The 20683-nt window shown below is 68.4% G+C and carries 17 protein-coding genes; 6 read left to right on the forward strand and 11 right to left on the reverse strand.

What is annotated here, in order from left to right:
- Positions 1–66: 66 nt before the first annotated feature.
- The 4 genes from acnA to dut all read right to left on the reverse strand — a co-directional run bounded on the left by acnA (position 67) and on the right by dut (position 4852).
- Positions 67–2901, reverse strand: coding sequence for an aconitate hydratase AcnA (gene acnA, locus AC25YV_RS07235; protein WP_488123160.1), 2835 nt, complete (start codon positions 2899–2901; stop codon positions 67–69).
- Between the two features lie 135 nt (positions 2902–3036).
- Positions 3037–3816, reverse strand: a complete 780-nt coding sequence (locus tag AC25YV_RS07240) for a DUF3159 domain-containing protein (protein ID WP_488123161.1) — start codon at positions 3814–3816, stop codon at positions 3037–3039.
- Positions 3813–4406, reverse strand: coding sequence for a DUF3710 domain-containing protein (locus AC25YV_RS07245; protein WP_488123162.1), 594 nt, complete (start codon positions 4404–4406; stop codon positions 3813–3815). The genes AC25YV_RS07240 and AC25YV_RS07245 overlap by 4 nt, the downstream gene beginning before the upstream one ends.
- Positions 4403–4852 (reverse strand): dUTP diphosphatase, encoded by a 450-nt coding sequence (dut, locus tag AC25YV_RS07250; RefSeq protein ID WP_488123163.1) that lies wholly within the window; start codon positions 4850–4852, stop codon positions 4403–4405. Before dut ends, AC25YV_RS07245 begins: the two co-directional genes overlap by 4 nt.
- Before the next feature lie 18 nt (positions 4853–4870).
- On the opposite strand from dut, the gene AC25YV_RS07255 reads away from it, so the two are divergent.
- Positions 4871–5356: a DUF3093 domain-containing protein gene (locus AC25YV_RS07255; RefSeq protein WP_488123164.1), complete on the forward strand. Its 486-nt coding sequence runs from the start codon at positions 4871–4873 to the stop codon at positions 5354–5356.
- Positions 5357–5387: 31 nt separating this feature from the next.
- Here the strand turns inward: AC25YV_RS07255 and AC25YV_RS07260 are convergent, their stop codons facing one another.
- Entirely contained in the window at positions 5388–5681 is a 294-nt protein-coding gene (locus AC25YV_RS07260) for a DUF4193 domain-containing protein (RefSeq protein ID WP_488123165.1), read from the reverse strand.
- A gap of 210 nt (positions 5682–5891) precedes the next feature.
- Here AC25YV_RS07260 and sepH point away from each other — a divergent pair, with 210 nt between their 5' ends.
- Entirely contained in the window at positions 5892–6938 is a 1047-nt protein-coding gene (gene sepH, locus AC25YV_RS07265) for a septation protein SepH (protein ID WP_488123166.1), read from the forward strand.
- Between the two features lie 3 nt (positions 6939–6941).
- On the opposite strand, the gene AC25YV_RS07270 is transcribed toward sepH, so the two are convergent.
- Complete coding sequence (locus AC25YV_RS07270; RefSeq protein ID WP_488123167.1) at positions 6942–8060, reverse strand: alkaline phosphatase family protein; 1119 nt, start codon at positions 8058–8060, stop codon at positions 6942–6944.
- Positions 8061–8129: 69 nt separating this feature from the next.
- Between AC25YV_RS07270 and AC25YV_RS07275 the strand changes: the two genes are divergently transcribed.
- Positions 8130–10589 (forward strand): DNA gyrase/topoisomerase IV subunit A, encoded by a 2460-nt coding sequence (locus AC25YV_RS07275; protein WP_488123168.1) that lies wholly within the window; start codon positions 8130–8132, stop codon positions 10587–10589.
- Between the two features lie 64 nt (positions 10590–10653).
- On the opposite strand, the gene AC25YV_RS07280 is transcribed toward AC25YV_RS07275, so the two are convergent.
- Positions 10654–12747 carry a DNA gyrase/topoisomerase IV subunit B gene (locus tag AC25YV_RS07280; protein ID WP_488123169.1) on the reverse strand — a complete coding sequence of 698 codons (2094 nt, stop codon included), beginning with the start codon at positions 12745–12747 and terminating at the stop codon, positions 10654–10656.
- Between the two features lie 168 nt (positions 12748–12915).
- Here AC25YV_RS07280 and AC25YV_RS07285 point away from each other — a divergent pair, with 168 nt between their 5' ends.
- Positions 12916–13140: a DUF7455 domain-containing protein gene (locus AC25YV_RS07285; RefSeq protein ID WP_488123170.1), complete on the forward strand. Its 225-nt coding sequence runs from the start codon at positions 12916–12918 to the stop codon at positions 13138–13140.
- 12 nt (positions 13141–13152) lie between these two features.
- Here the strand turns inward: AC25YV_RS07285 and AC25YV_RS07290 are convergent, their stop codons facing one another.
- The 4 genes from AC25YV_RS07290 to AC25YV_RS07305 form a co-directional block, all read right to left on the reverse strand.
- Positions 13153–13908, reverse strand: a complete 756-nt coding sequence (locus AC25YV_RS07290; protein WP_488123171.1) for a type 1 glutamine amidotransferase — start codon at positions 13906–13908, stop codon at positions 13153–13155.
- Positions 13905–15212, reverse strand: coding sequence for a MurT ligase domain-containing protein (locus AC25YV_RS07295; RefSeq protein WP_488123172.1), 1308 nt, complete (start codon positions 15210–15212; stop codon positions 13905–13907). Before AC25YV_RS07295 ends, AC25YV_RS07290 begins: the two co-directional genes overlap by 4 nt.
- Entirely contained in the window at positions 15209–16567 is a 1359-nt protein-coding gene (locus tag AC25YV_RS07300; protein ID WP_488123173.1) for an RNA polymerase sigma factor, read from the reverse strand. Before AC25YV_RS07300 ends, AC25YV_RS07295 begins: the two co-directional genes overlap by 4 nt.
- A 230-nt stretch (positions 16568–16797) precedes the next feature.
- On the reverse strand, positions 16798–17715 hold the full coding sequence (locus AC25YV_RS07305) for a proteasome assembly chaperone family protein (RefSeq protein ID WP_488123174.1): 918 nt from the start codon (positions 17713–17715) through the stop codon (positions 16798–16800).
- Positions 17716–17798: 83 nt separating this feature from the next.
- Between AC25YV_RS07305 and AC25YV_RS07310 the strand changes: the two genes are divergently transcribed.
- A complete protein-coding gene (locus tag AC25YV_RS07310) occupies positions 17799–19271 on the forward strand; it encodes a leucyl aminopeptidase (protein WP_488123175.1) in 1473 nt (490 codons plus the stop codon).
- Complete coding sequence (lpdA, locus tag AC25YV_RS07315) at positions 19268–20641, forward strand: dihydrolipoyl dehydrogenase (RefSeq protein WP_488123176.1); 1374 nt, start codon at positions 19268–19270, stop codon at positions 20639–20641. The genes AC25YV_RS07310 and lpdA overlap by 4 nt, the downstream gene beginning before the upstream one ends.
- The last annotated feature ends 42 nt before the right edge of the window (positions 20642–20683 follow it).

A 20683-nucleotide genomic window follows, 5' to 3' on the forward strand; every position in this document is an offset into this window, starting at 1 on the left:
TGTCCCTCATGCGGAACAGCAGAAGGTCCCGGAGCCTTCCCGCCCGGGACCTTCTGTTGTTCCGAATCAGACGAGCGAACGAAGCACGTACTGCAGGATGCCGCCGTTGCGGTAGTAGTCCGCCTCACCCGGCGTGTCGATGCGCACGACGGCGTCGAACTCGACGGTCTGCTTGCCCTCGGGTGAGAACTCGCTCGGCGTGGCCGTGACCTTGACCGTCTTGGGCGTGATGCCCTCGTTCAGCTGCTCGAGGCCCGTGATCGAGACGATCTCGGTGCCGTCAAGGCCCAGCGACTCCCAGCTCTGGCCGGCGGGGAACTGCAGCGGGACGACGCCCATGCCGATGAGGTTCGAGCGGTGGATGCGCTCGAAGCTCTCGGTGATGACGGCCTTGACGCCGAGCAGGCTCGTTCCCTTGGCCGCCCAGTCACGCGACGAGCCGGAGCCGTACTCCTTGCCGCCGAAGACGACGAGCGGAGTGCCCTGCTCCTGGTAGTTCATGCACGCGTCGTAGATGAACGACTGCGGGCCGCCCTCCTGCGTGAAGTCGCGCGTGTAGCCGCCCTCGACGACAGCGCCGTCGTTGACCGCACTCACGAGCAGGTTCTTCAGGCGGATGTTGGCGAACGTGCCGCGGATCATGACCTCGTGGTTGCCGCGACGCGAGCCGAAGGAGTTGAAGTCCTTCTGGCGGACACCGTGTTCTTCGAGGTACTTCGCGGCCGGCGTGCCGATCTTGATGTTGCCCGCGGGGCTGATGTGGTCGGTCGTGACGGAGTCGCCGAGCGTCGCCATGACGCGGGCGCCCGTGATGTCCTTGACGGGCGTGAGCTCCATCGTCATGCCGTCGAAGTACGGCGCCTTGCGCACGTACGTCGAGTTCTCATCCCACTGGAAGACCGAGTCATCCGGAGTCGGCAGGCTCTTCCAGCGCTCATCGCCTTCGAACACCGTGGCGTACTGCTTGATGAACTGCTCGCGCGAGATCGACGAGTTGATCGTGGCCTGCACCTCTTCGGGCGAGGGCCAGATGTCCTTCAGGAACACGTCGTTGCCGTCGTGGTCCTGCCCGAGCGGGTCGGTCTCGAAGTCGAAGTGCATCGAACCGGCGAGGGCGTAGGCGACGACGAGCGGCGGCGACGCGAGGTAGTTCATCTTCACGTCGGGGCTGATCCTGCCCTCGAAGTTGCGGTTACCCGACAGCACGGCCGTCACGGCGAGGTCGTGCTCGTTGACGGCGTGCGAGACCTCGTCGATGAGCGGGCCCGAGTTGCCGATGCAGATCGTGCAGCCGTAGCCGACCGTGAAGAAGCCGAGACCCTCGAGCGCCTTGTCGAGACCGGACTTCTCGTAGTAGTCGGTGACGACCTTCGAGCCGGGGCCGAGCGTCGTCTTGACCCACGGCTTCTGCTTGAGACCCTTCTGCAGCGCGTTGCGCGCCAGAAGACCGGCCGCGAGCATGACGGACGGGTTCGACGTGTTGGTGCACGACGTGATCGCGGCGAGGGTGACCGCGCCGTGGTCGAGCGTGTAGTTCAGCCCGTCAGGCGTCGTGACCTTGACGGGCTTGGATGCCGCGGCGGGCCCGCCGCTCGAGATGTGCACGTCGCGCGTGTCGACCTCTTCTTCGCCGGGCACAGCACCCGGGTCGGACGCGGGGAATGAGTGCTTCGACTCGAGGTCGACGATGTCGTCCGATACGTGCGGTACGGCGTAGTTGACGATGTCCTTCTCGAACTGCGTCTTGGCTTCGGAGAGCAGGATGCGGTCCTGCGGGCGCTTCGGTCCGGCGATCGAGGGCACGACCGTCGACAGGTCGAGCTCGATGTACTCGCTGAAGACCGGCTCGACCGAGGGGTCGTGCCACAGGCCCTGCAGCTTCGAGTACGCCTCGACGAGCGCGACGGACTCTTCGCTGCGGCCCGTGAGGCGCAAGTAGTCCAGCGTCACGTCGTCGATGGGGAACATCGCCGCGGTCGAACCGAACTCGGGGCTCATGTTGCCGATCGTGGCGCGGTTCGCCAGCGGGACGGACGCCACACCGGCGCCGTAGAACTCCACGAACTTGCCGACGACGCCGTGCTGGCGCAGCATCTCGGTGATCGTGAGCACGACATCGGTCGCGGTGACGCCGGCGGGGATGTCGCCGGTCAGCTTGAAGCCGACGACGCGCGGGATGAGCATCGACACCGGCTGTCCGAGCATCGCGGCCTCGGCCTCGATGCCGCCGACGCCCCAGCCGAGCACGCCGAGGCCGTTGACCATCGTGGTATGCGAGTCCGTGCCGACGCACGTGTCCGGGTAGGCGCGCAGCACGCCGCCGACCTCACGGTCGTAGATGACCTTGGCAAGGTGTTCGATGTTGACCTGGTGCACGATGCCGGTGCCCGGGGGGACGACCTTGAAGTCGTCGAACGCCGTCTGGCCCCAGCGCAGGAACTGGTAACGCTCCCCGTTGCGCTCGTACTCGATCTCGACGTTGCGCTCGAGGGCGTTCTCCGAGCCGAACAGGTCGGCGATGACGGAGTGGTCGATGACGAGCTCGGCCGGCGAGAGCGGGTTGATCTTGTCGGCGTCGCCGCCCAGACCCGCCACGGCTTCGCGCATCGTGGCGAGGTCGACGATGCAGGGCACTCCGGTGAAGTCCTGCATGACGACGCGTGCCGGCGTGAACTGGATCTCGGTGTCGGGCTCGGCGTTCGGGTTCCAGGAGCCGAGCGCCTCGATCTGAGCCTTGGTCACGTTCGCACCGTCTTCGGTGCGCAGGAGGTTCTCGAGCAGCACCTTGAGGCTGAACGGGAGCTTCTCGTAACCGGGGACGGTGTCGAGGCGGAAGATCTCGTAGTCGGTGCTGCCGACTGTCAGGGTGCTTTTCGCACCGAAGCTGTCAACCGTGGACACGTGGGTCTCCTTCGTCGGCGGCGGAGCGCGGCACAGAGCGCGCTGCTCCCATCTTTCCCCCGCGTCAGCCCTGTGGCTAGTGAGGTTCACCTAACGCGGAGAGGAAGAATTTATCTCGATGTCGAGATAAATGTATCACTCGGCGGGATCATCCGGGGTTGACGCGCCGCGGGGGTAGACGGCCCGCACGACGAGCCAGGTGACGGCCACGAGGGGTGCGAACAGCGGAATGCCCATGACGAGTTTCAGGGTTCCCAGCGCCGTGACGTTGTCGGCCAGGTAGAGCGGAACCTGCACGATGAGGCGCGCGGCGAACAGGCCCGCCCACGCGATCGTGAGCCAGAAGAACACGCGCCGCTTGCGTTTGTCGCTTCGCCAGGCGGTGCCCTCCCCCATCAGGAAACCGACAGCGAGACCGATGAGCGACCAGCCGATGAGGGCCGAGGCGAGCAGTGCCGAGCCGTACACGATGTTCGTGATGAACCCGGGGATGAAGTTGTTGCTGGCCTCGCCCGTGAACGCAGCGAACGCGGCGGCCACGCCCGCGGCGACGAGACCTCCCACGGCGGCTGTCACGGGTTGGCGCGCGATGAGGCGAGCGATCGTGAAGACCGCGGCGATCCCGACCGACAGGCCGAGCGACAGCCACAGGTCGCCCTCGCCCGTGGCGGGGTCGATCGTGATCGTGTAGACGGCGACGAAGACGAGTCCGGGAAGGACGGATTCGAGGACCCCTCGCCAGCCGCCGATGGCTCCCCACACGACGTGGCCCGTGGTCTTGGACTCGGAAGGGTCGAGCCCTGCCCGGCGCGCAGCGCTACCCAGCGCCGCTCCGAAAATCTCGGACGCCGAGGGTGAGGCGTCCTCCGCCGGAGCGTCGCGCTCGGGCGGCGTCAGGTCGGGGCGGTCGCTCACGTGGTGCCCGGGGTTGCCGGCATCCGCAGCGGGATCAGGTCACGGGGCGGCATGGGCGTGCCGCCGCGCACCACGACGATGGAGCGGAAGAGGTCTTCGACCTTGCCGGCGGCCTCGACGTCGGAGGTCGCGGCACCGCCGATGACGCCGCGCAGGAACCAGCGCGGCCCGTCGACGCCGACAAAGCGCGCGAGGCGCTTGCCCTGCTGACCCTCGGCCGTCGCGACAGGGACCTCGGCGAGCAGTTCGGGGCCGAGCGGGCCCTCGCGCTCCTCGACGCGCCCACCCTGCTGGCGCACCTGCTCCCGGATCTGCTCACGCGTCTCCTCCCACAGTCCCGCCGACCGCGGAGCGGCGAACGGCTGCACCTGCAGGGTGGAATCGGCGTAGTCGAGCCCGACCGCGACGATGCGCTTGGTCTGCTCTTCGACCTCGAGGCGCAGATTGAGGCCTTCGCGGGGCAGGATCTTGATGCCGCCGAGATCGATGTACGGGCGGACCGGGTTCGCCTCGGACTCGTCGAACGGGCCGGAGGTGGCTCGATCCTGGGGGGCGACTTTGCCCGTGTTCGAGGGGGTGGCGTCAGTCATGATGTGACTCCGTTCTGGTAGCCGGTCGATCCGAACCCGCCATCGCCGCGCGGGCTGTCAGGCAGTACATCGACCGGGAGGAACCGTGCCCGCGGAACCGGCATCAGGATCAGTTGAGCGATGCGATCCCCGACGGCGATGTCGTAGGCATTGTCGGTGTCGGTGTTCAGCAGCGCAACCTTGATCTCGCCGCGGTATCCCGCATCGACCGTACCGGGTGCGTTGACGACCGTGATGCCGTGCTTGGCCGCGAGCCCCGACCGCGGCACGACGAATGCCGCATAGCCGTCCGGCAGTGCGATGCGCACGCCCGTGCCGACGAGGGCCCGCTGTCCGGGCTCGAGCCGCACGCTCTCGCTCGAGACGAGATCTGCGCCGGCGTCCCCCGGGTGCGCGTACACCGGGAGTTCGGGCGCGATAATGGGGACGTCCACGGTTTCGGTCACTCATCGAGGGTAATGCAGATGGCATCCACGAAAGGCGGAGCGATCACCGAGGTCGTCTACCGCGAAAGACTCAGTCCCTCCTTGTGGGTTCTCGTCGCCGCGGCGCTGTGCGGGCCGATGGCCGCGCTCATCTTCACGCCGATCGACACGACGCTCGCGCTGGCGATCGGCATCGCCGTCGCGGTGGTGCTGGTGGGATCCCTGGTGCTGGCGTCGCCCGTCGTCGAGGTCCGAGACGGGATGCTGCGCGCCGGCCGGGCGCGGATCGAGGTCCGCTTCACAGGGGAACCGATCGCGCACACCGGCGAAGTGGCACGGCACGCCCGCGGTTCGGGGCTGGACCCGCGCGCTTGGCACGTCATCCGAGGCGGCATCGACGGTGTCGTCATCGTGCCGATCCTCGACGTCGACGACCCCACGCCGAACTGGGTCATCTCTACCCGCACTCCCGACCGCCTGCAGGCGGCGCTTCGCCGTGAAATCGCGAAGGCGAGCGCTTCGTAGCGCTCGCCTTCGCGATATCAGGGGGTGCTGCTCAGGCTGCGCACTCCAGGCAGATGAGCCCGTCGGACGACTCGTGGTCGACCTGTGAGCGGTGCTTCACGAGGAAGCAGCTCATGCACGTGAACTCGTCTTCCTGCGGCGGCAGCACGACGACGTCGAGCTCGAGGTCGGACAGGTCCGCGCCGGGCAGTTCGAAACCCGTGGGGTTGTCGGCATCGTCGACGTCGACCGAGCCCGAGAGCTTGTCGGGAACGCGCTCCTTGAGAGCCTCGATCGATTCGCTGTCGTCCTCAGTCTTGCGGGGGGCGTCGTAATCGGTGGCCATGCGTGAACTTCTCGACTTCCGGGTATGTGGGGGGCGCCTCGACCTCATCGGGCGGCGATAGTTTGCATGACGTGTGGCCATTTCGCAAATGCCATATGTCCTGCGCTCATGCGTCACCGTGAAACTCACGGCGCGCGCGCGATATTCCCGGCCAATCCGATGTCGCGTGACACGATGGGCGGCAGAGATCTCGATCGGAGGGCGTTTCGCATGGAACAGCTCAAAGTCATCGCAACCGAAGACGACACGCTGGTGCTGGCGACCCACTCGGGCGAACGGTTCGCGCTGCCTCTGGACGAGGCGCTGCGAGCCGAACTGCGCAAGACACGGCGTGATCGCGAGCCGGATCAGCGTGCTGACCGCCCGAGTCCGCGTGACATCCAGGCTCAGATCCGGGCAGGACTGTCTGCGCAAGAGGTCGCGACGCTCCTCGGCGCGCGCGTCGAAGACGTCCAGCGCTTCGAAGGACCCGTTCTCGCCGAGCGCGAGCACGTCGTCGGCCAGGCTCTGGCTGTGCCGGTGCTGCTCGGCAGCGACTTCGACGGCGACACGAACCCCACGTTCGGGGCTGCCGTTCGCGCCAAGCTCGCCGCCATCGGCGCGACTGCCGAGCGCTGGACGAGCTGGAAAGAGCAGACCGGCTGGATCGTCAAACTCGAGTTCACGGCGAGCGAGGTCGACCACGACGCGCGGTGGGGATTCGACCCTCGCCGCAGCACGCTGTCTCCCCTGAACTCCGATGCCATCCAGCTGTCCCGCCAGGGGTCGCTGCCCGAGGGCCTCATCCCCCGGCTGCGGGCGCTCGACTCCGTCGCGCCGAAGGACGAGTCGCGCTTCGACAGCGGCGCCTTCGGTCCGCGTCGCCTGCCCGACGCCGACATCGAGACCCCCGACCTGCCTGCGCCGGCGACCCCGGCGGTGCAGCAGGCCGCGATCAAGCGTGCGACCGAGACGACGGTCACATCCGCTGAGACGGCCGATCTGCTCGAGGCGCTGCGTCGCCGCCGCGGGCAGCGCGAGCCGCTTCCCGAAGCCCCGTCCGAGTCCGAGGTCGACGAGCCGCGTGGGCAGGCCCCCGTCGCGCTGTTCGATGCTCTCGAGCCCGGCTACGACGAGACGCCCGATGACGAACCCCGCTCCGAGGACCGCTCCGAATCGGCACAGGCCGTCGCGGGCGAGGCCGGCAGCCGTCGCAAGCGGCGCACGTCGATGCCCTCGTGGGACGAGATCGTCTTCGGAGCCCGCGGCGACGACTGAGGGTCAGGCGTACGCGCCGAGCTTGAGCAAGGGCACGATGCGCTCTTCATTGGTCAGCGAGCCGTGCTGGCCGACCATGTTCTGCGACGCCCTATCGTCCACACGATCGTCGTAGTACGCGATGCCCGATCGTGCAGCGACGAGGACATCGCCGATGCGCGCAGACACCGCGGGATCCACGTCGCCGAACAGTCCTGCCGCGGCCGCCTCGGCGCGCGAGAGCACCCACGATCGGCCACCCTCGGTCTGTCGCCACGTCTCGAGCACGTGATCGGCTTCGCCGTCCTCGGCGTAAAGGTGCAGCATCCGCGGTTCCCCTCCGATGAGCCGGACGCCCTCGACATGGGCGTCGCCGTCGCCCAACAGGATCTGGCGGTGCCGCGGCACGTCGACCATGCCGTGATCGGCCGTCACGACGATGCCCGTGCGCGGGTCCGCCGCGGCCGTGAGCGTGCGGGCAGCGGCATCGACGCGTTCCAGGGCGCTGACCCATTCGTCGGACTGCCAGCCGCGCCGGTGGCCGATGGCGTCGAGATCGTTCGCGTAGAGGTAGATGAATGAGCCGGGATGCCGCGCCGCGAGGTCGGCGGCCCGTTCGACGCGCGCCGTGAGATCGTTCTCGCCGACGAACTCCGCCTCGCCCATCGTGGCCTCGGTGAATCCCGTGCCGGCGTACTCGGTCTTGGACACGACGAACCGTGGCCGATCGGCGTGACGGGCGACGAGCCGCTCGGCGCGCTGCCAGCTCTGCGGAAGTCCGTCGGTGTCCCAGCCGCGCAGCTGGTTGACGACATCGTCCGTGCCCGGCACTCGCGCACGGTAGCCGACGATGCCGTGGGCGCCGACGGGTGCGCCCGTGAGGAGGCTCGTGAGCGCCGCAGCCGTCGTCGAGGGGAACACGGTGCGCACGACGTCCTTCTTCGTGCCGGCTTGAGCGAGGAAGCGCGCGTGACCGGCCCGTGCGGCCAGCGATGACGCGCCGAGACCGTCGATGACGAAGACGATCGCGCTCGTGGCCGCGGCGAACCATTCGGATCGGCCCTCGAGCGAGGCGAAAAGCTGTGGCGCGACACCGGTGAGGCTCCGGGCGCGCGGCGGGTCCGCAGGTAGGCTGAGTGACATCCGGGTCAGTCTCGCACACGCGCAGAAGGCCCTCTCCGGACCGCCGTAACCCGAGGTCGCACCCGCACCATGCCCGCATCCCGCCCCGCAGCCATTCCCGCCGATCACGGACGCATCGAAGACGTCGATGTCTCGGCAGAGATGCAGAACTCGTTCCTCGAGTACGCCTACTCGGTGATCTACTCGCGGGCTCTTCCCGACGCGCGCGACGGTCTGAAGCCGGTGCAGCGCCGCATCCTCTACCAGATGGCCGACATGGGCCTGCGCCCCGACCGCGGCCACGTCAAGAGTGCGCGGGTCGTCGGCGAGGTCATGGGAAAGCTGCACCCGCACGGTGACGCGCCCATCTACGACGCCCTCGTCCGCCTCGCCCAGTCGTTCTCGTTGCGCGTGCCGCTGGTCGACGGACACGGCAACTTCGGTTCGCTCGATGACGGCCCTGCAGCAGCCCGCTACACCGAAGCGCGCCTCGCCCCTGCGGCGCTGGCCCTCACCGAGAATCTCGACGAAGACGTCGTCGACTTCATCCCCAACTACGACGGCCAGTTCCAGCAGCCTGAAGTGCTGCCTGCCGCATTCCCGAACCTGCTCGTCAACGGCACGACAGGCATCGCCGTCGGCATGGCGACGAACATGGCCCCTCACAACCTCATCGAGGTCGTGAGCGCAGCGATCCACCTGCTCGATCACCCCGACGCGACGGTCGAAGAGCTCATGGAGTTCGTCCCGGGCCCCGATCTGCCCGGCGGCGGGATCATCGTCGGACTCGACGGCATCAAGGACGCCTACGCCAAGGGCCGTGGCAGCTTCCGCACGCGCGCCAAGGTCTCGGTCGAGTCGCTCGGTCCGCGTCGCACGGGTCTCATCGTGACCGAGCTGCCCTACCTCGTCGGGCCGGAGCGCGTGATCGAGAAGATCAAGGATGCCGTGCAGGCCAAGAAGCTGCAGGGCATCGCCGACGTCACCGACCTGACCGACCGGCACAACGGCCTGCGTCTGGTCATCAGTATCAAGACGGGCTTCGACCCTGACGCCGTGCTGCAGCACCTCTATCGGCTGACGCCGCTCGAGGACTCGTTCAGCATGAACAACGTCGCGCTCGTGAAGGGTCAGCCGCAGACGCTCGGGCTGAAGGAGATGCTGCGGGTCTATCTCGATCACCGCATCGAGGTCGTCACGCGGCGCAGCCGGTATCGTCTCGCCCGTCGCAACGAACGGCTCCACCTTGTCGAGGGGCTGCTCATCGCGATCCTCGACATCGACGAGGTCATCCAGGTCATCCGGGCCTCAGACGACAGCGAGCAGGCCCGCACGCGGCTGCAAGAGGTCTTCGACCTGTCGCAGCTGCAGGCCGAGTACATCCTCGAGCTGCGTCTGCGTCGCCTGACGAAGTTCTCGCGCGTCGAGCTCGAGAGCGAGCGCGACGCGCTCAAGACCGAGATCGCCGCGCTCGAAGAGCTCCTCGGCAGCGAGATGCTGCTGCGCGCTCAGGTGGCCCTTGAGCTCGACGCTGCGGCGGAGACCTTCGGGACTCCGCGCCGCACGCTGCTGCTCAACGGCGGACCCGTCGCACCCCGGTCGCGATCGGCCGCGGCCGCCGCCGATCTGCAGATCGCGGATGCACCGTGCCGTGTGTTCCTCTCGGCCACGGGCCGTATGGTGCGCGCCGAGCTGTCAGCCGATGCGTCCGCGGGCGGGATCGTGCCGCCGGGGCGCCGTTCGAAGCACGATGCCATCCGCTCCGCCGTCGACACGACGACCCGCGGCGACGTCGGGGCCGTCACGAGCACGGGACGCCTCGTGCGATTCTCGCCCGTCGACCTGCCCTCTGTACCGGGCAACTCGGTGCAGCTCGCCGCCGGCACGAAGGCCGACCAATACCTCGGACTTGCATCGGGCGAGCACGTCGTGGCGATCGTGCCGCTCGTGGACTCCCCCACCGTCGCGCTCGGCACCGCCCAGGGTGTCGTCAAGCGCGTCGCGGCGAGCGAGATCGCCAACAAGCCCGACATCGAGATCATCGCGCTCAAGCCCGGCGACCGCGTCGTCGGTGCAGCACCGGCGCCGGACGACGCCGAACTCGTCTTCGTCACGACGGACGCGCAGCTGCTGCGTTTCGACGCTTCGTCCGTGCGGCCACAGGGTCGCGGTGCCGGCGGCATGTCCGGCATCCGGGTCTCGTCCGGCGCGAGCGTGCTGTTCTTCGGCGTCGTCGAGCCGGGGGCATCCGATGTGTGTGTCGTGACGATCGCGGGCAGCAACGACGCCTTGTTCGGAGCCGAGTCGGGCACGGGAAAGGTCTCGTCGTTCGACGAGTACCCCGCGAAGGGCCGCGGCACCGGCGGTGTGCGTGCACAGCGATTCCTCAAGGGCGAAGATGCGCTCACCCTCGCGTGGGCAGGTCCCGAACCGCGCGCGGTCGGCCCGGACGGCGGCGTGCGTCCGCTGCCACCCACGGGTGCGAAGCGCGACGCCTCGGGCATCCCGCTGGACGGCGTCGTCGGCGCGGTCGGCTCCCCCCTCCGCTGACACCCGCCCTCGTCGCTGCGCGAAGCAGGCACGGAGCCGCGGGGCCCGCTCGCGAGGAGGGCCGTCAGGCGTCGATGCGCTCGCGGGCGAGGCTGTCGCTCGAGTCGATGATGAACTCCTTGCGCGGGGCGACGTCGTTGCCCATCAGCAGCTCGAACACCCGAGACGCGGCCTCGGCGTCTTGCATGCGCACGCGACGAAGCGTGCGACCTGCACGGTCCATCGTGGTCGTCGCAAGCTGGTCGGCATCCATCTCGCCGAGCCCCTTGTATCGCTGCACCGGCTCCTGCCAGCGTTTGCCCGACTTCGTCAGCTTCGTCAGGAGCGCATGCAGCTCTTGCTCGGAGTAGGTGTAGATCGTCTCGTTCGGCTTGGAGCCCGGATTGATGACGACGACGCGGTGCAGCGGCGGAACGGCGGCATAGACGCGGCCGTCGTCGATGAGCGGACGCATATAGCGGAAGAAGAGGGTGAGCAGCAGCGTGCGGATGTGCGCGCCGTCGACGTCGGCGTCGCTCATGAGGATCACCTTGCCGTACCGGGCCGCATCGATGTCGAACGAGCGGCCGGACCCGGCCCCGATCACCTGGATGATGGCGGCGCATTCGGCGTTGCCCAACATGTCCGAGACGGAGGCCTTCTGGACGTTGAGGATCTTGCCGCGAATCGGCAGCAGCGCCTGGTACTCGCTGTTTCGGGCGAGCTTGGCGGTGCCCAGCGCCGAGTCGCCCTCGACGATGAACAGCTCGGATGCCGTGACATCATTCGTGCGGCAATCGGCGAGCTTCACCGGAAGTGACGACGACTCCAGGGCGTTCTTGCGGCGCTGTGTCTCTTTGTGGGCGCGCGCCGAGAGGCGAGCCTTCATCTCGGAGACGACCTTCTCGAGCAGCTGGCCGCTCTGGGCCTTGTCGTCGCGCTTGGTCGAGGCGAAGATCGCGGAGAGCTGCTTGGTGACGACGTTCGCCACGATCTGCCGCACGGCTGGCGTGCCGAGGATCTCCTTCGTCTGCCCCTCGAACTGCGGCTCGGCCAGGCGGACCGTCAGAACGGCCGTGAGGCCGGCGAGGATGTCATCCTTCTCGATCTTGTCGTTGCCGACCTTGAGGCGCCGGGCGTTCTGCTCGATCTGGGATCGCAGCACCTTGACCAGGCCCGCTTCGAAGCCGGCCTGGTGCGTTCCGCCCTTGGGCGTCGCGATGATGTTGACGAACGAGCGCTGCAGCGTTTCGTAGCCTGTGCCCCACCGCAGCGCGATGTCGACGTGACACGTGCGCTGCACCTCGGTCGGCACCATCGCCCCGGTCTTCTGCAGCACCGGCACGGTCTCGGTGAACTCGCCGTCGCCGGTCAGCCGCCAGATGTCGGTGATGGGCGCGTCAGGCGCGAGGAACTCCGCGAACTCCGAGATGCCGCCGTCATAGCGGTACGACGTGACGACGGGTGCGCCGTCTGCGGATGCGGACACCGTCGACGCGCGCTCATCGCGGATGACGATCTCGAGCCCGGGCACGAGGAACGCGGTCTGTCGGGCGCGCTGCTCGAGCTCGACGAGGTTGAAGGCGGCATCCTTCGTGAAGATCTGGCCGTCCGCCCAGTAGCGGATGCGTGTGCCGGTCGTGCCCTTGGGCGCGCGGCCCACCATCCGCAGCTCGGAGCTCTTCTGGAAGGGCGTGAACACCGACGACGGCTCGGGGCCCGCGAAGATACCGGGCTCGCCGCGGTGGAACGACATGGCCCAGGTCTTGCCGCCACGGTCGACTTCGACGTCGAGCCGTTCGGACAGGGCGTTCACGACCGACGCGCCGACACCGTGCAGGCCACCCGAGGCGGCATACGAACCGCCGCCGAACTTTCCACCGGCGTGCAGCTTCGTGAAGACGACCTCGACACCCGAGAGGCCCGTGCGTGGTTCGATGTCGACCGGGATGCCGCGTGCGCGGTCGCGCACCTCGACGCTGCCGTCGCTGTGCAGCACGATCTCGATGAGCGAGCCGTGCCCGCCGAGCGCCTCGTCGACCGAGTTGTCGATGATCTCCCAAAGGCAGTGCATGAGCCCGCGGGAGTCGGTCGAGCCGATATACATGCCGGGGCGTTTGCGGACCGCTTCGAGGCCTTCGAGCACCTGGAGGTGGTGGGCGGAGTACTCTGCGGTCACATCCTCAAGGGTATCCGCGCCCCCTGACACCGCTGTCCGTGACACACGTCTGCCCGCTCCCCGTACGCGGACAGCGAACGGGGACCGGTTCCGGGCATGCTGACGGGCCGCGCATGGTTGTATTTCTGAGACCAGCTGGCCGTTCTGACCACCCGAGGAGGAACTGAGATGACCACGCTTACGACACCTACCGAGAACGCGGCCGTTCTCGAGCACCGCCTCACCGCGGCGGACCGTTGCGACTCCTGCGGTGCGCAGGCCTACATCGCAGCCGATGTGAACGGCACCGAGATGCTCTTCTGCGCGCACCACGGACGCAAGTACGAAGAGAAGCTGCGCGCCGTCGCGTCGTCCTGGCACGACGAGACCGCTCGTCTCGCCGAGGCCCGCTGAGGCGGCGTCAGGTCAGAGCTTGATCGCGGTGAAGTGCGCGTTGCGCGCGTGCCGTTCGATCTCAGCGCGGGCGAGCTCCGCGTGACGATCCACCGTCTGGTGTTCTTCGCGGACGACGTACTCAGCGCCGGCGTGCGTCGCGCCGCGGCGTAGGAGCGCGTCAGCGAACTGCGGGTTCAGCGGCAGGACGGGGCCCTGCACGTTCGTCGCGTACAGCCCCTCGACACGAAGCGTCTCTCCGCCGTCGACCACGCTGCCGCGGCCGGAGACCACCGTGCCGTAGCGCACGTCAGCCGGTGCGGAGGAAAGCGGCGTCCACTCGGACGCGTGGTCTTCGAAGCCGACGAGCCGGCCGTCCGCGGTGTCGGCCACGATGTAGCCGACGCGACGCGTGCGCGTTCGGGCGACACGCGCAGGCACCAGGCCCAGGCCCTCGACGACGGATCCGTCGAGCATATCCACGCCCGCGCTCAGCAGTTCGGCGCCGCCGCCGACGGCGAGCAGCGCGGCACCATCGGAGTGCTGACGCGCGAGCCACTCGCGACGAGCCGTCAGGTCGGCGTGCACCGTCCGCATCGCGGAGAGCGGGCCGTTGCCGATCACGATGATGTCCGCGCGCTCGGGCTCGGGATCGCCGATTCCGAGCTGCGAGACGACGGGCGTGAGGCCGGCGAAACGCGCTCGTGCCGCGAGCACGTCGACGTTGCCGCGGTCTCCCGTCACTCCGAGCAGATCGGGATAGAGCTGCACAATGTGAAGCGTCGTCATCGGCGGGCCACCTCCTGGTCGCCGTAGCCGAGCACGCGGCGACCGCTCATCATCAGCTCGTAGTTGACGAACCACACCTGGCGGCGGGCTGCTGTCTCGGGGAACGCGCGCATGAGCTCGACGGCTTTCTCCATATCGGGCTCGACGACGCCGATCGGGATGCCGGCATAGGCCAGCCGCGTCGCGATCTGGTGCGCCTTCTCGCCCGTGACGACATCGACGTGGTCGAAGGCCGACAGGTCGACGTCGTACAGCCACGAGATGTCGGGCGTTCCCTCGTCGATGGCCATCAGGACGCGTTCGGGCGCGCCGTCGAGCGCATCGACGTTGAGCTGCAGACTGGGCCCGTTCTTGAACATGACGAACTCGACCTGCTCGCCGTTCGGGTCGCGCCGCAGCGGAACCAGTTCGCCTCGCCCGTACGCCGGTGCCATCCGGGCGAAGCCCGCTGACGCGGCATTCGGGGTGAAGCGGTCACCGAGCACGTGCACGGCGACGCTCAGGGCGGCGGCGGCGTCGACGGCGTAGTGCAGTCCGCGCGCCGGAAGGGTGATGCTCAGACGCGTGCCCGCCAGGTCGATCTCGACGTCGCGGCCCGAGATCGAGACGACCTCGGACTCGCTATCGCGCTTGTGGACGCCGGCGATGCCGCTGCGCGTGTCGACGGCGTTCGCCAGACCGTGGGCCGACGCTGCGACGATGTCGGCGGACGCCCCGAAGAACGATGCGGGTGCGCGCAGCGACGACTCATCGATCTTGCTCAGGTACGGGTCGTCCCCGTTCACGACGACGCGCACGGATGCGCGCGTCGCGGCATCGAGCATCATGTCGGCGACCCGCTCCGTCTCGTAGAAGCGATACAGCTGATCGACCTGTACGTTCAGCGCCAGGATGACCCGGGGACCCAGGATGTCGGCCAGCTCGGACGCGAAGCCCTCGTCGACTTCGAGCACGGCGACGTCGGCGCGCACCTTGCCGGTGAGCGTCGCGTCGGCCAGCAGCGCACTCGTCACGCCCTGCGGCAGGTTCGCGCCCGTCGGGTTGGTGAAGACCGTCAGACCGTGCGCCCGCAGGATCTCGCTGATCATGTGGGTCGTGGTCGTCTTGCCATTCGATCCGAGCACGAACACCACGCCGTACGGGAACTGCCCGCCCAGCGTGTTCAGGAGTGTCGGCGCGAGCCGGTTCGCGATGTATCCGGGGAACGCCGAACCGCCGCCGCGCAAGCGCGTCGCGAACCGCGCGAGCTTGCCGGCGACGATCGCCGGAACGTACCGGAGGCCGCTGCCCTGGCGCGGGCTCACTCGAGATAGTCCCGCAGCGACTGCGAACGGCTCGGGTGACGCAGCTTCGCCATCGTCTTCGACTCGATCTGACGGATGCGCTCGCGCGTCACGCCGAACGTGTCACCGATCTGGTCGAGGGTCTTGGGCTGGCCGTCACCGAGTCCGAAGCGCATGCGGATGACGCCCGCTTCGCGCTCGGAGAGCGAGTCCAGGAGCGACTCGAGCTGACGCTGCAGCATCGTGAAGCCGACCGCGTCGGCCGGGACGACCGCCTCGGTGTCCTCGATCAGGTCGCCGAACTCGCTGTCGCCGTCTTCGCCGAGGGGGGTGTGCAGCGAGATCGGCTCGCGGCCGTACTTCTGCACCTCGACGACCTTCTCAGGCGTCATGTCGAGCTCACGGCTGAGCTCTTCGGGCGTGGGCTCTCGGCCCAGGTCCTGCAACATCTGCCTCTGCACACGGGCGAGCTTGTTGATGACCTCGACCATGTGCACGGGGATGCGGATGGTGCGAGCCTGGTCGGCCATCGCGCGGGTGATCGCCTGGCGGATCCACCACGTTGCGTAGGTCGAGAACTTGAAGCCCTTCGTGTAGTCGAACTTCTCGACGGCACGGATGAGGCCCAGGTTGCCCTCCTGGATCAGATCGAGGAACTGCATGCCCCGACCGGTGTAGCGCTTGGCGAGCGAGACGACGAGACGCAGGTTGGCGCCGAGCAGGTGGCTCTTGGCGCGCTGACCGTCGCGTGCGACCCACTGGAGGTCAAGGCCCAGCTGCGCCGACTTCTCAGCAGCCGACATGTGCGACAGCTTCTCTTCGGCAAACAGACCCGCCTCGATGCGCATCGCGAGCTCGACCTCTTCGGCCGCGTTCAGCAGCGGCACCTTGCCGATCTGCTTCAGGTAGTCCTTGACGGGGTCGGCGGTCGCGCCAGTGATCTGCGTCGAGTAGACCGGGACGTCCTCGTCGTCGGACGAGGAGATGACGATAGCTCCCGTGGGGAGGGGATCGGCGAAGGCCGGAGCCTTCGTCTCGTCTTCGTCGTCTTCGACGTCATCGCTCTCGTCGGACGCCTTGCCCTTGCCGGCGGCGAGCTTGGCGTCGGCCTCGACGTCGACCTCGGTCTCTTCGTCCATCTCGTCGTCGGCCTTGGTCGCCTTCTTCGGCGCGGCCTTCTTCGGTGCAGCCTTCCTCGGTGCAGCCTTCTTCGGCGCGGCCTTGGCGGCAGGTGTCGTCGCTGCCGGCTTCTTCGCCGCGGGGCGCTTGGCAGCAGCCTTCGGGGCGTCGGCCTCCTGCTCGGCAGCGCTTGTCTCAACCGGCTCGGCTGCCTTGGCGGCGGTCGAGCGGGCCTTCGTGTTCGTGCCTGGAGTCACGTTCTGCCTTTCACCGGTGAGACCCCGAGGGGGCCGGCGCCGGTAGATTTCGGACACTAGTAAGACCCTTGTCAAGTCCGCGAGCCGACAGGGTGCACCTGCGGAACGGTTGACAACGGGTCAATGCATCCAGTATCGCATACTCGCTCCACGACATTCGTCAGCCGTGGTAGGGGCGTGCGACACGGTGCTCTGGGGTCAACCTCGCAAGGCCCTGAAGCATTCCCGCGTCAGCCGCGTGTGTCGTCGTCGCTCGGTCTGTTCGCGAGGAATCGCTCCAGTTCGGCGGCGAGCTCGTCGGCGCTGGGCAGATCGCCCGTGTGCACCATGGGGGCGGCGAGCGTCGATCCGGCCATGTAGGAGTCATAGCGCTCCTCGAGCGCCTGGAGCATGCGGGACAGTTCGTCGCTCGCGGTCACCTGCTCCTGCACTCGGGCGAGGTAGTCGCGGTTCTCATCGCGCAGATCCTCGCCGGCGAAGACGAGCCCGGTCGCGACGGTCAGGCTGTCGAGGGCGGCCAAGGCCGCGGCGGGGTACTCGGTGTCCCCCAGGTAGTGCGGCACGAGCAGCACGAAGCCGGCAACCCGAGCGCCGGCCTCGGCGAAGCGGTACTCGAGAAGGTGTCCGGCCGTCGCAGGCACCTGCGTGTCCGGCTTCCACACCGAATGCGCCTCGGTGAGGTCCGTGCGGGTTCCGCTCACGGTCGTGCCGATCGGGCGTGTGTGGGGCACGGGCATGGGGATCGCGTGCACCCAGGTGACGGATGCCACGGAGTACTCGTGAGCGAGCGTGACGACGGCCGTCGCGAAGGCCTCCCACGAGAAGTCGGGCTCGTAGCCCGACAGCAGCAGGAAAGGCTGGCCCAGCGCATCGTGCGTGAGCGAGAGCTCGAGCCGAGCCGGCCGGTAGTCGGTGAGGTGGTCCTGATCGAACGAGATGATCGGGCGACGCGCGCGGTAATCGAGCAGCGCATCGTTGCGGAACACGACCAAGGGGATCGGCTGCAGCTCGGTGCGGAAATGCTCGACGAGTTGTCCGACGGCGCCTCCTGCGTCGGTGAAGCCGGTCAGCGCGATGACGAGCGGCAAGCTCGCCGGAACGGGCGGCGCCGATACCGAGCGCTCGAAGAGCTGACCGTGCAAAGGCATGGGTCCATGCTACGAGCCGTGTCGCGCGCGCGGGCCGCGTCGATCCCGCTCACAGCGAACGCCGCCTCCCTAGGATGGAGGACATGTCGTTTCCCGACCTCGAGTACCGCACCGATCCGATCCGAGAGGCCGACGCCGACGCTCTCCTCCTAGCGCTCCCGCCCGTCGAAGACGATGAGGTCCTCGCCGGCTGGCCGGGGCTGGCTCAGGCGCTGACGTCGATCGGCTTCACCGGCGCGCCCGGCTCGTATGCCCGGGTCTCCGCTCCCGAGAGCACGAGCCTGCCGCTGGCCGTCGTCGGCACCGGTGCTGATCCGGATGCCGCCGCGCTGCGTGACGCCGTGGGCACCGGCATCCGCACACTCGTCGGCTTCGAGACCGTCGCCGTCGGTGCGCCGCTGGCCGATGGGCAGCTGTGGACGGCGGTGGCAGAGGGAGCCGTGCTGGGCGGCTACCGCTTCGACTCATACAAGACCGAAGCTCCCAAGGCCCGCGCGGCGCGTGTCGTCGTGCACGGTGAGGTCGACGCCGAACCCGGCGCGATCGCCGACATCCTGGCCGTCGCCGACGCTGCGGCACTCGTGAAAGACCTCGTGTCGATCCCGGCTGAGTGGCTGGGCCCCGCCGACTTCGCCAATCGCGCGCTCGAGTCGGTCGAAGGTCTCGGCGTCTCGGTCGACGTCTTCGACGAGACCCGCCTGGCCGAGGGCGGCTACGGCGGCATCCTCGGTGTGGGCCAGGGATCTGACCGCCCGCCCCGCCTCGTGCGACTCGACTACGCGCCCGAAGGCGCTTCGCGTCACGTGGCGCTCGTGGGCAAGGGAATCACCTTCGACACCGGAGGGCTCTCGCTCAAGCCGGCGGCCTCGATGGTGGGGATGAAGTACGACATGTGCGGCGCCGCGACGGTGCTCGCCGTGCTGCGCGCCGTGGCGACGATGGGCCTTCCCGTGCGCGTCAGCGCCTGGCTGTGCGTCGCCGAGAACATGCCCTCGGGTCGCGCGACGCGCCCGGGCGACGTGCTGCGCATGCTCGACGGGACGACCGTCGAAGTCACCAACACCGACGCTGAGGGCCGCCTCGTGCTGGCCGACGGACTCGTCGCGGCGAGCCGCAGCAAGCCCGACGTCATCGTCGACGTCGCGACCCTGACCGGGGCGATCACGGTCGCGCTCGGCAACCGTCACACGGGAGTCATGGGCGAGGATGAAGCCGTCGCCGAGTATCTCGCGGCTGCCGATGCCGTGGGTGAGCTCGCGTGGCAGCTGCCTCTGCCGGTGCACATGACCGATGACCTCGACTCCCCCATCGCAGACGTGCAGAACGCCAAGATCGGAGACCCGGCAGGCGGGTCGATGTTCGCGGGGCTCTTCCTCCAGCGGTTCGTCGGACGCGTCAGCGATGACGCCGACGCGCCGCGCATCCCGTGGGTGCACTTGGACATCGCCGGTGTCGGCATGAACAAGGGCAGCGGCTACGGATTCACCGACAAAGGACCGACCGCCGCCACCGTGCGGTCGCTCATCCGCTTCATTGCGGGAGAGGAAACACAATGACAGATCACACCTTCGACCTCGTCGTCCTCGGCGGCGGCAGCGGCGGTTACGCCGCGGCCCTGCGGGCTGCCGAACTCGGCAAGACCGTCGCTCTGATCGAGAAGGACAAGGTCGGCGGTACGTGCCTGCACCGCGGCTGCATCCCGACCAAGGCGCTGCTGCATGCCGCCGAAGTCGCCGACACAGCGCGGGATGCCGCCAGCATGGGGGTGCGCGCGACGTTGGACGGCATCGACCCCGAGGGCGTGCGCGCCTACCGCGAGGGCATCGTCGCGAAGAAGTTCAAGGGACTCGAAGGTCTCATCAAGGCGCGCGGCATCACGGTGGTCCCCGGTGAGGGACGCCTCGAAGCGGGCGCCGCCGTGCGCGTCGGTGACGACCTCTACCGCGGTACCGACGTCGTGCTGGCCACAGGGTCGTACAGCCGCACCCTTCCCGGCCTCGAGATCGGCGGACGCATCCTGACGAGCGAGCAGGCTCTCGCCCTCGATGTCATTCCGGACCGCGTCGTGATCCTCGGCGGCGGTGTTATCGGCGTCGAGTTCGCGAGCGTGTGGCGTTCGTTCGGTGCCGAGGTGACGATCGTCGAGGCGCTGGAGCACCTCGTGCCCAACGAGGACATCGCCCTCAGCAAGGGCCTCGAGCGTGCGTTCCGTCGCCGCGGCATCTCCTACTCGCTGGGCGTCCGGTTCCAGAAGGCGACGCAGACCGACGACGCCGTGACGGTGACGCTCGAGGATGGGAAGAGCATCGAGGCCGACTACCTCCTCGTCGCCGTCGGGCGCGGCCCCGCAACCGCCGGGCTCGGATTCGAAGAAGCCGGGCTCACGATCGACCGCGGGTTCGTCGTGACAGACGAGCGGCTGCGCACGGGTGTCGCGAACGTGTGGGCCGTCGGTGACATCGTTCCCGGCCTGCAGCTCGCGCACCGCGGATTCCAGCAGGGCATCTTCGTCGCCGAAGAGATCGCGGGGCTCAATCCCGAAGTGATCGCCGATGCGCTGATCCCCAAGGTGACCTACTCCCACCCCGAGGTTGCTTCGGTCGGCATGACCGAGGCGCAGGCCATCGAGGCGCACGGCGCAGACGGGGTCGTGTCGTACGACTACAACCTCGCCGGCAACGGCAAGAGCGAGATCATCGGCACGGGCGGGCTCGTCAAGGTCGTCCGCGAGAAGGACGGCCCCATCCTGGGCGTGCACCTGCTCGGCGACCGGGTCGGCGAGCTCATCACCGAGGGACAGCTCGCGGTGGGCTGGCAGGCACACCCCGAAGACATCACCCCGTTCCTCCACGCTCACCCGACGCAGAGCGAGGCGCTCGGCGAAGCGTTCCTCGCCCTCGCCGGCAAGCCGCTGCACGCGCTCTGACCTGCGTGCGCACCGGCATCACTAAGCTAGACACGACATTGG

This window comes from Microbacterium sp. Y832 (genome assembly GCF_057669765.1).

What these genes read in the sequence shown, in the direction of transcription:
- AC25YV_RS07245 (WP_488123162.1), bottom strand. Translation starts at nt 4,406, where the DNA reads ATGACTGACGCCACCCCCTCGAACACGGGCAAAGTCGCCCCCCAGGAT.
- lpdA (WP_488123176.1), top strand. Translation starts at nt 19,268, where the DNA reads ATGACAGATCACACCTTCGACCTCGTCGTCCTCGGCGGCGGCAGCGGC.
- AC25YV_RS07260 (WP_488123165.1), bottom strand. Translation starts at nt 5,681, where the DNA reads ATGGCCACCGATTACGACGCCCCCCGCAAGACTGAGGACGACAGCGAA.
- AC25YV_RS07285 (WP_488123170.1), top strand. Translation starts at nt 12,916, where the DNA reads ATGACCACGCTTACGACACCTACCGAGAACGCGGCCGTTCTCGAGCAC.
- AC25YV_RS07255 (WP_488123164.1), top strand. Translation starts at nt 4,871, where the DNA reads ATGGCATCCACGAAAGGCGGAGCGATCACCGAGGTCGTCTACCGCGAA.
- AC25YV_RS07275 (WP_488123168.1), top strand. Translation starts at nt 8,130, where the DNA reads ATGCCCGCATCCCGCCCCGCAGCCATTCCCGCCGATCACGGACGCATC.
- sepH (WP_488123166.1), top strand. Translation starts at nt 5,892, where the DNA reads ATGGAACAGCTCAAAGTCATCGCAACCGAAGACGACACGCTGGTGCTG.
- AC25YV_RS07305 (WP_488123174.1), bottom strand. Translation starts at nt 17,715, where the DNA reads ATGCCTTTGCACGGTCAGCTCTTCGAGCGCTCGGTATCGGCGCCGCCC.
- AC25YV_RS07310 (WP_488123175.1), top strand. Translation starts at nt 17,799, where the DNA reads ATGTCGTTTCCCGACCTCGAGTACCGCACCGATCCGATCCGAGAGGCC.
- AC25YV_RS07290 (WP_488123171.1), bottom strand. Translation starts at nt 13,908, where the DNA reads ATGACGACGCTTCACATTGTGCAGCTCTATCCCGATCTGCTCGGAGTG.
- AC25YV_RS07270 (WP_488123167.1), bottom strand. Translation starts at nt 8,060, where the DNA reads ATGTCACTCAGCCTACCTGCGGACCCGCCGCGCGCCCGGAGCCTCACC.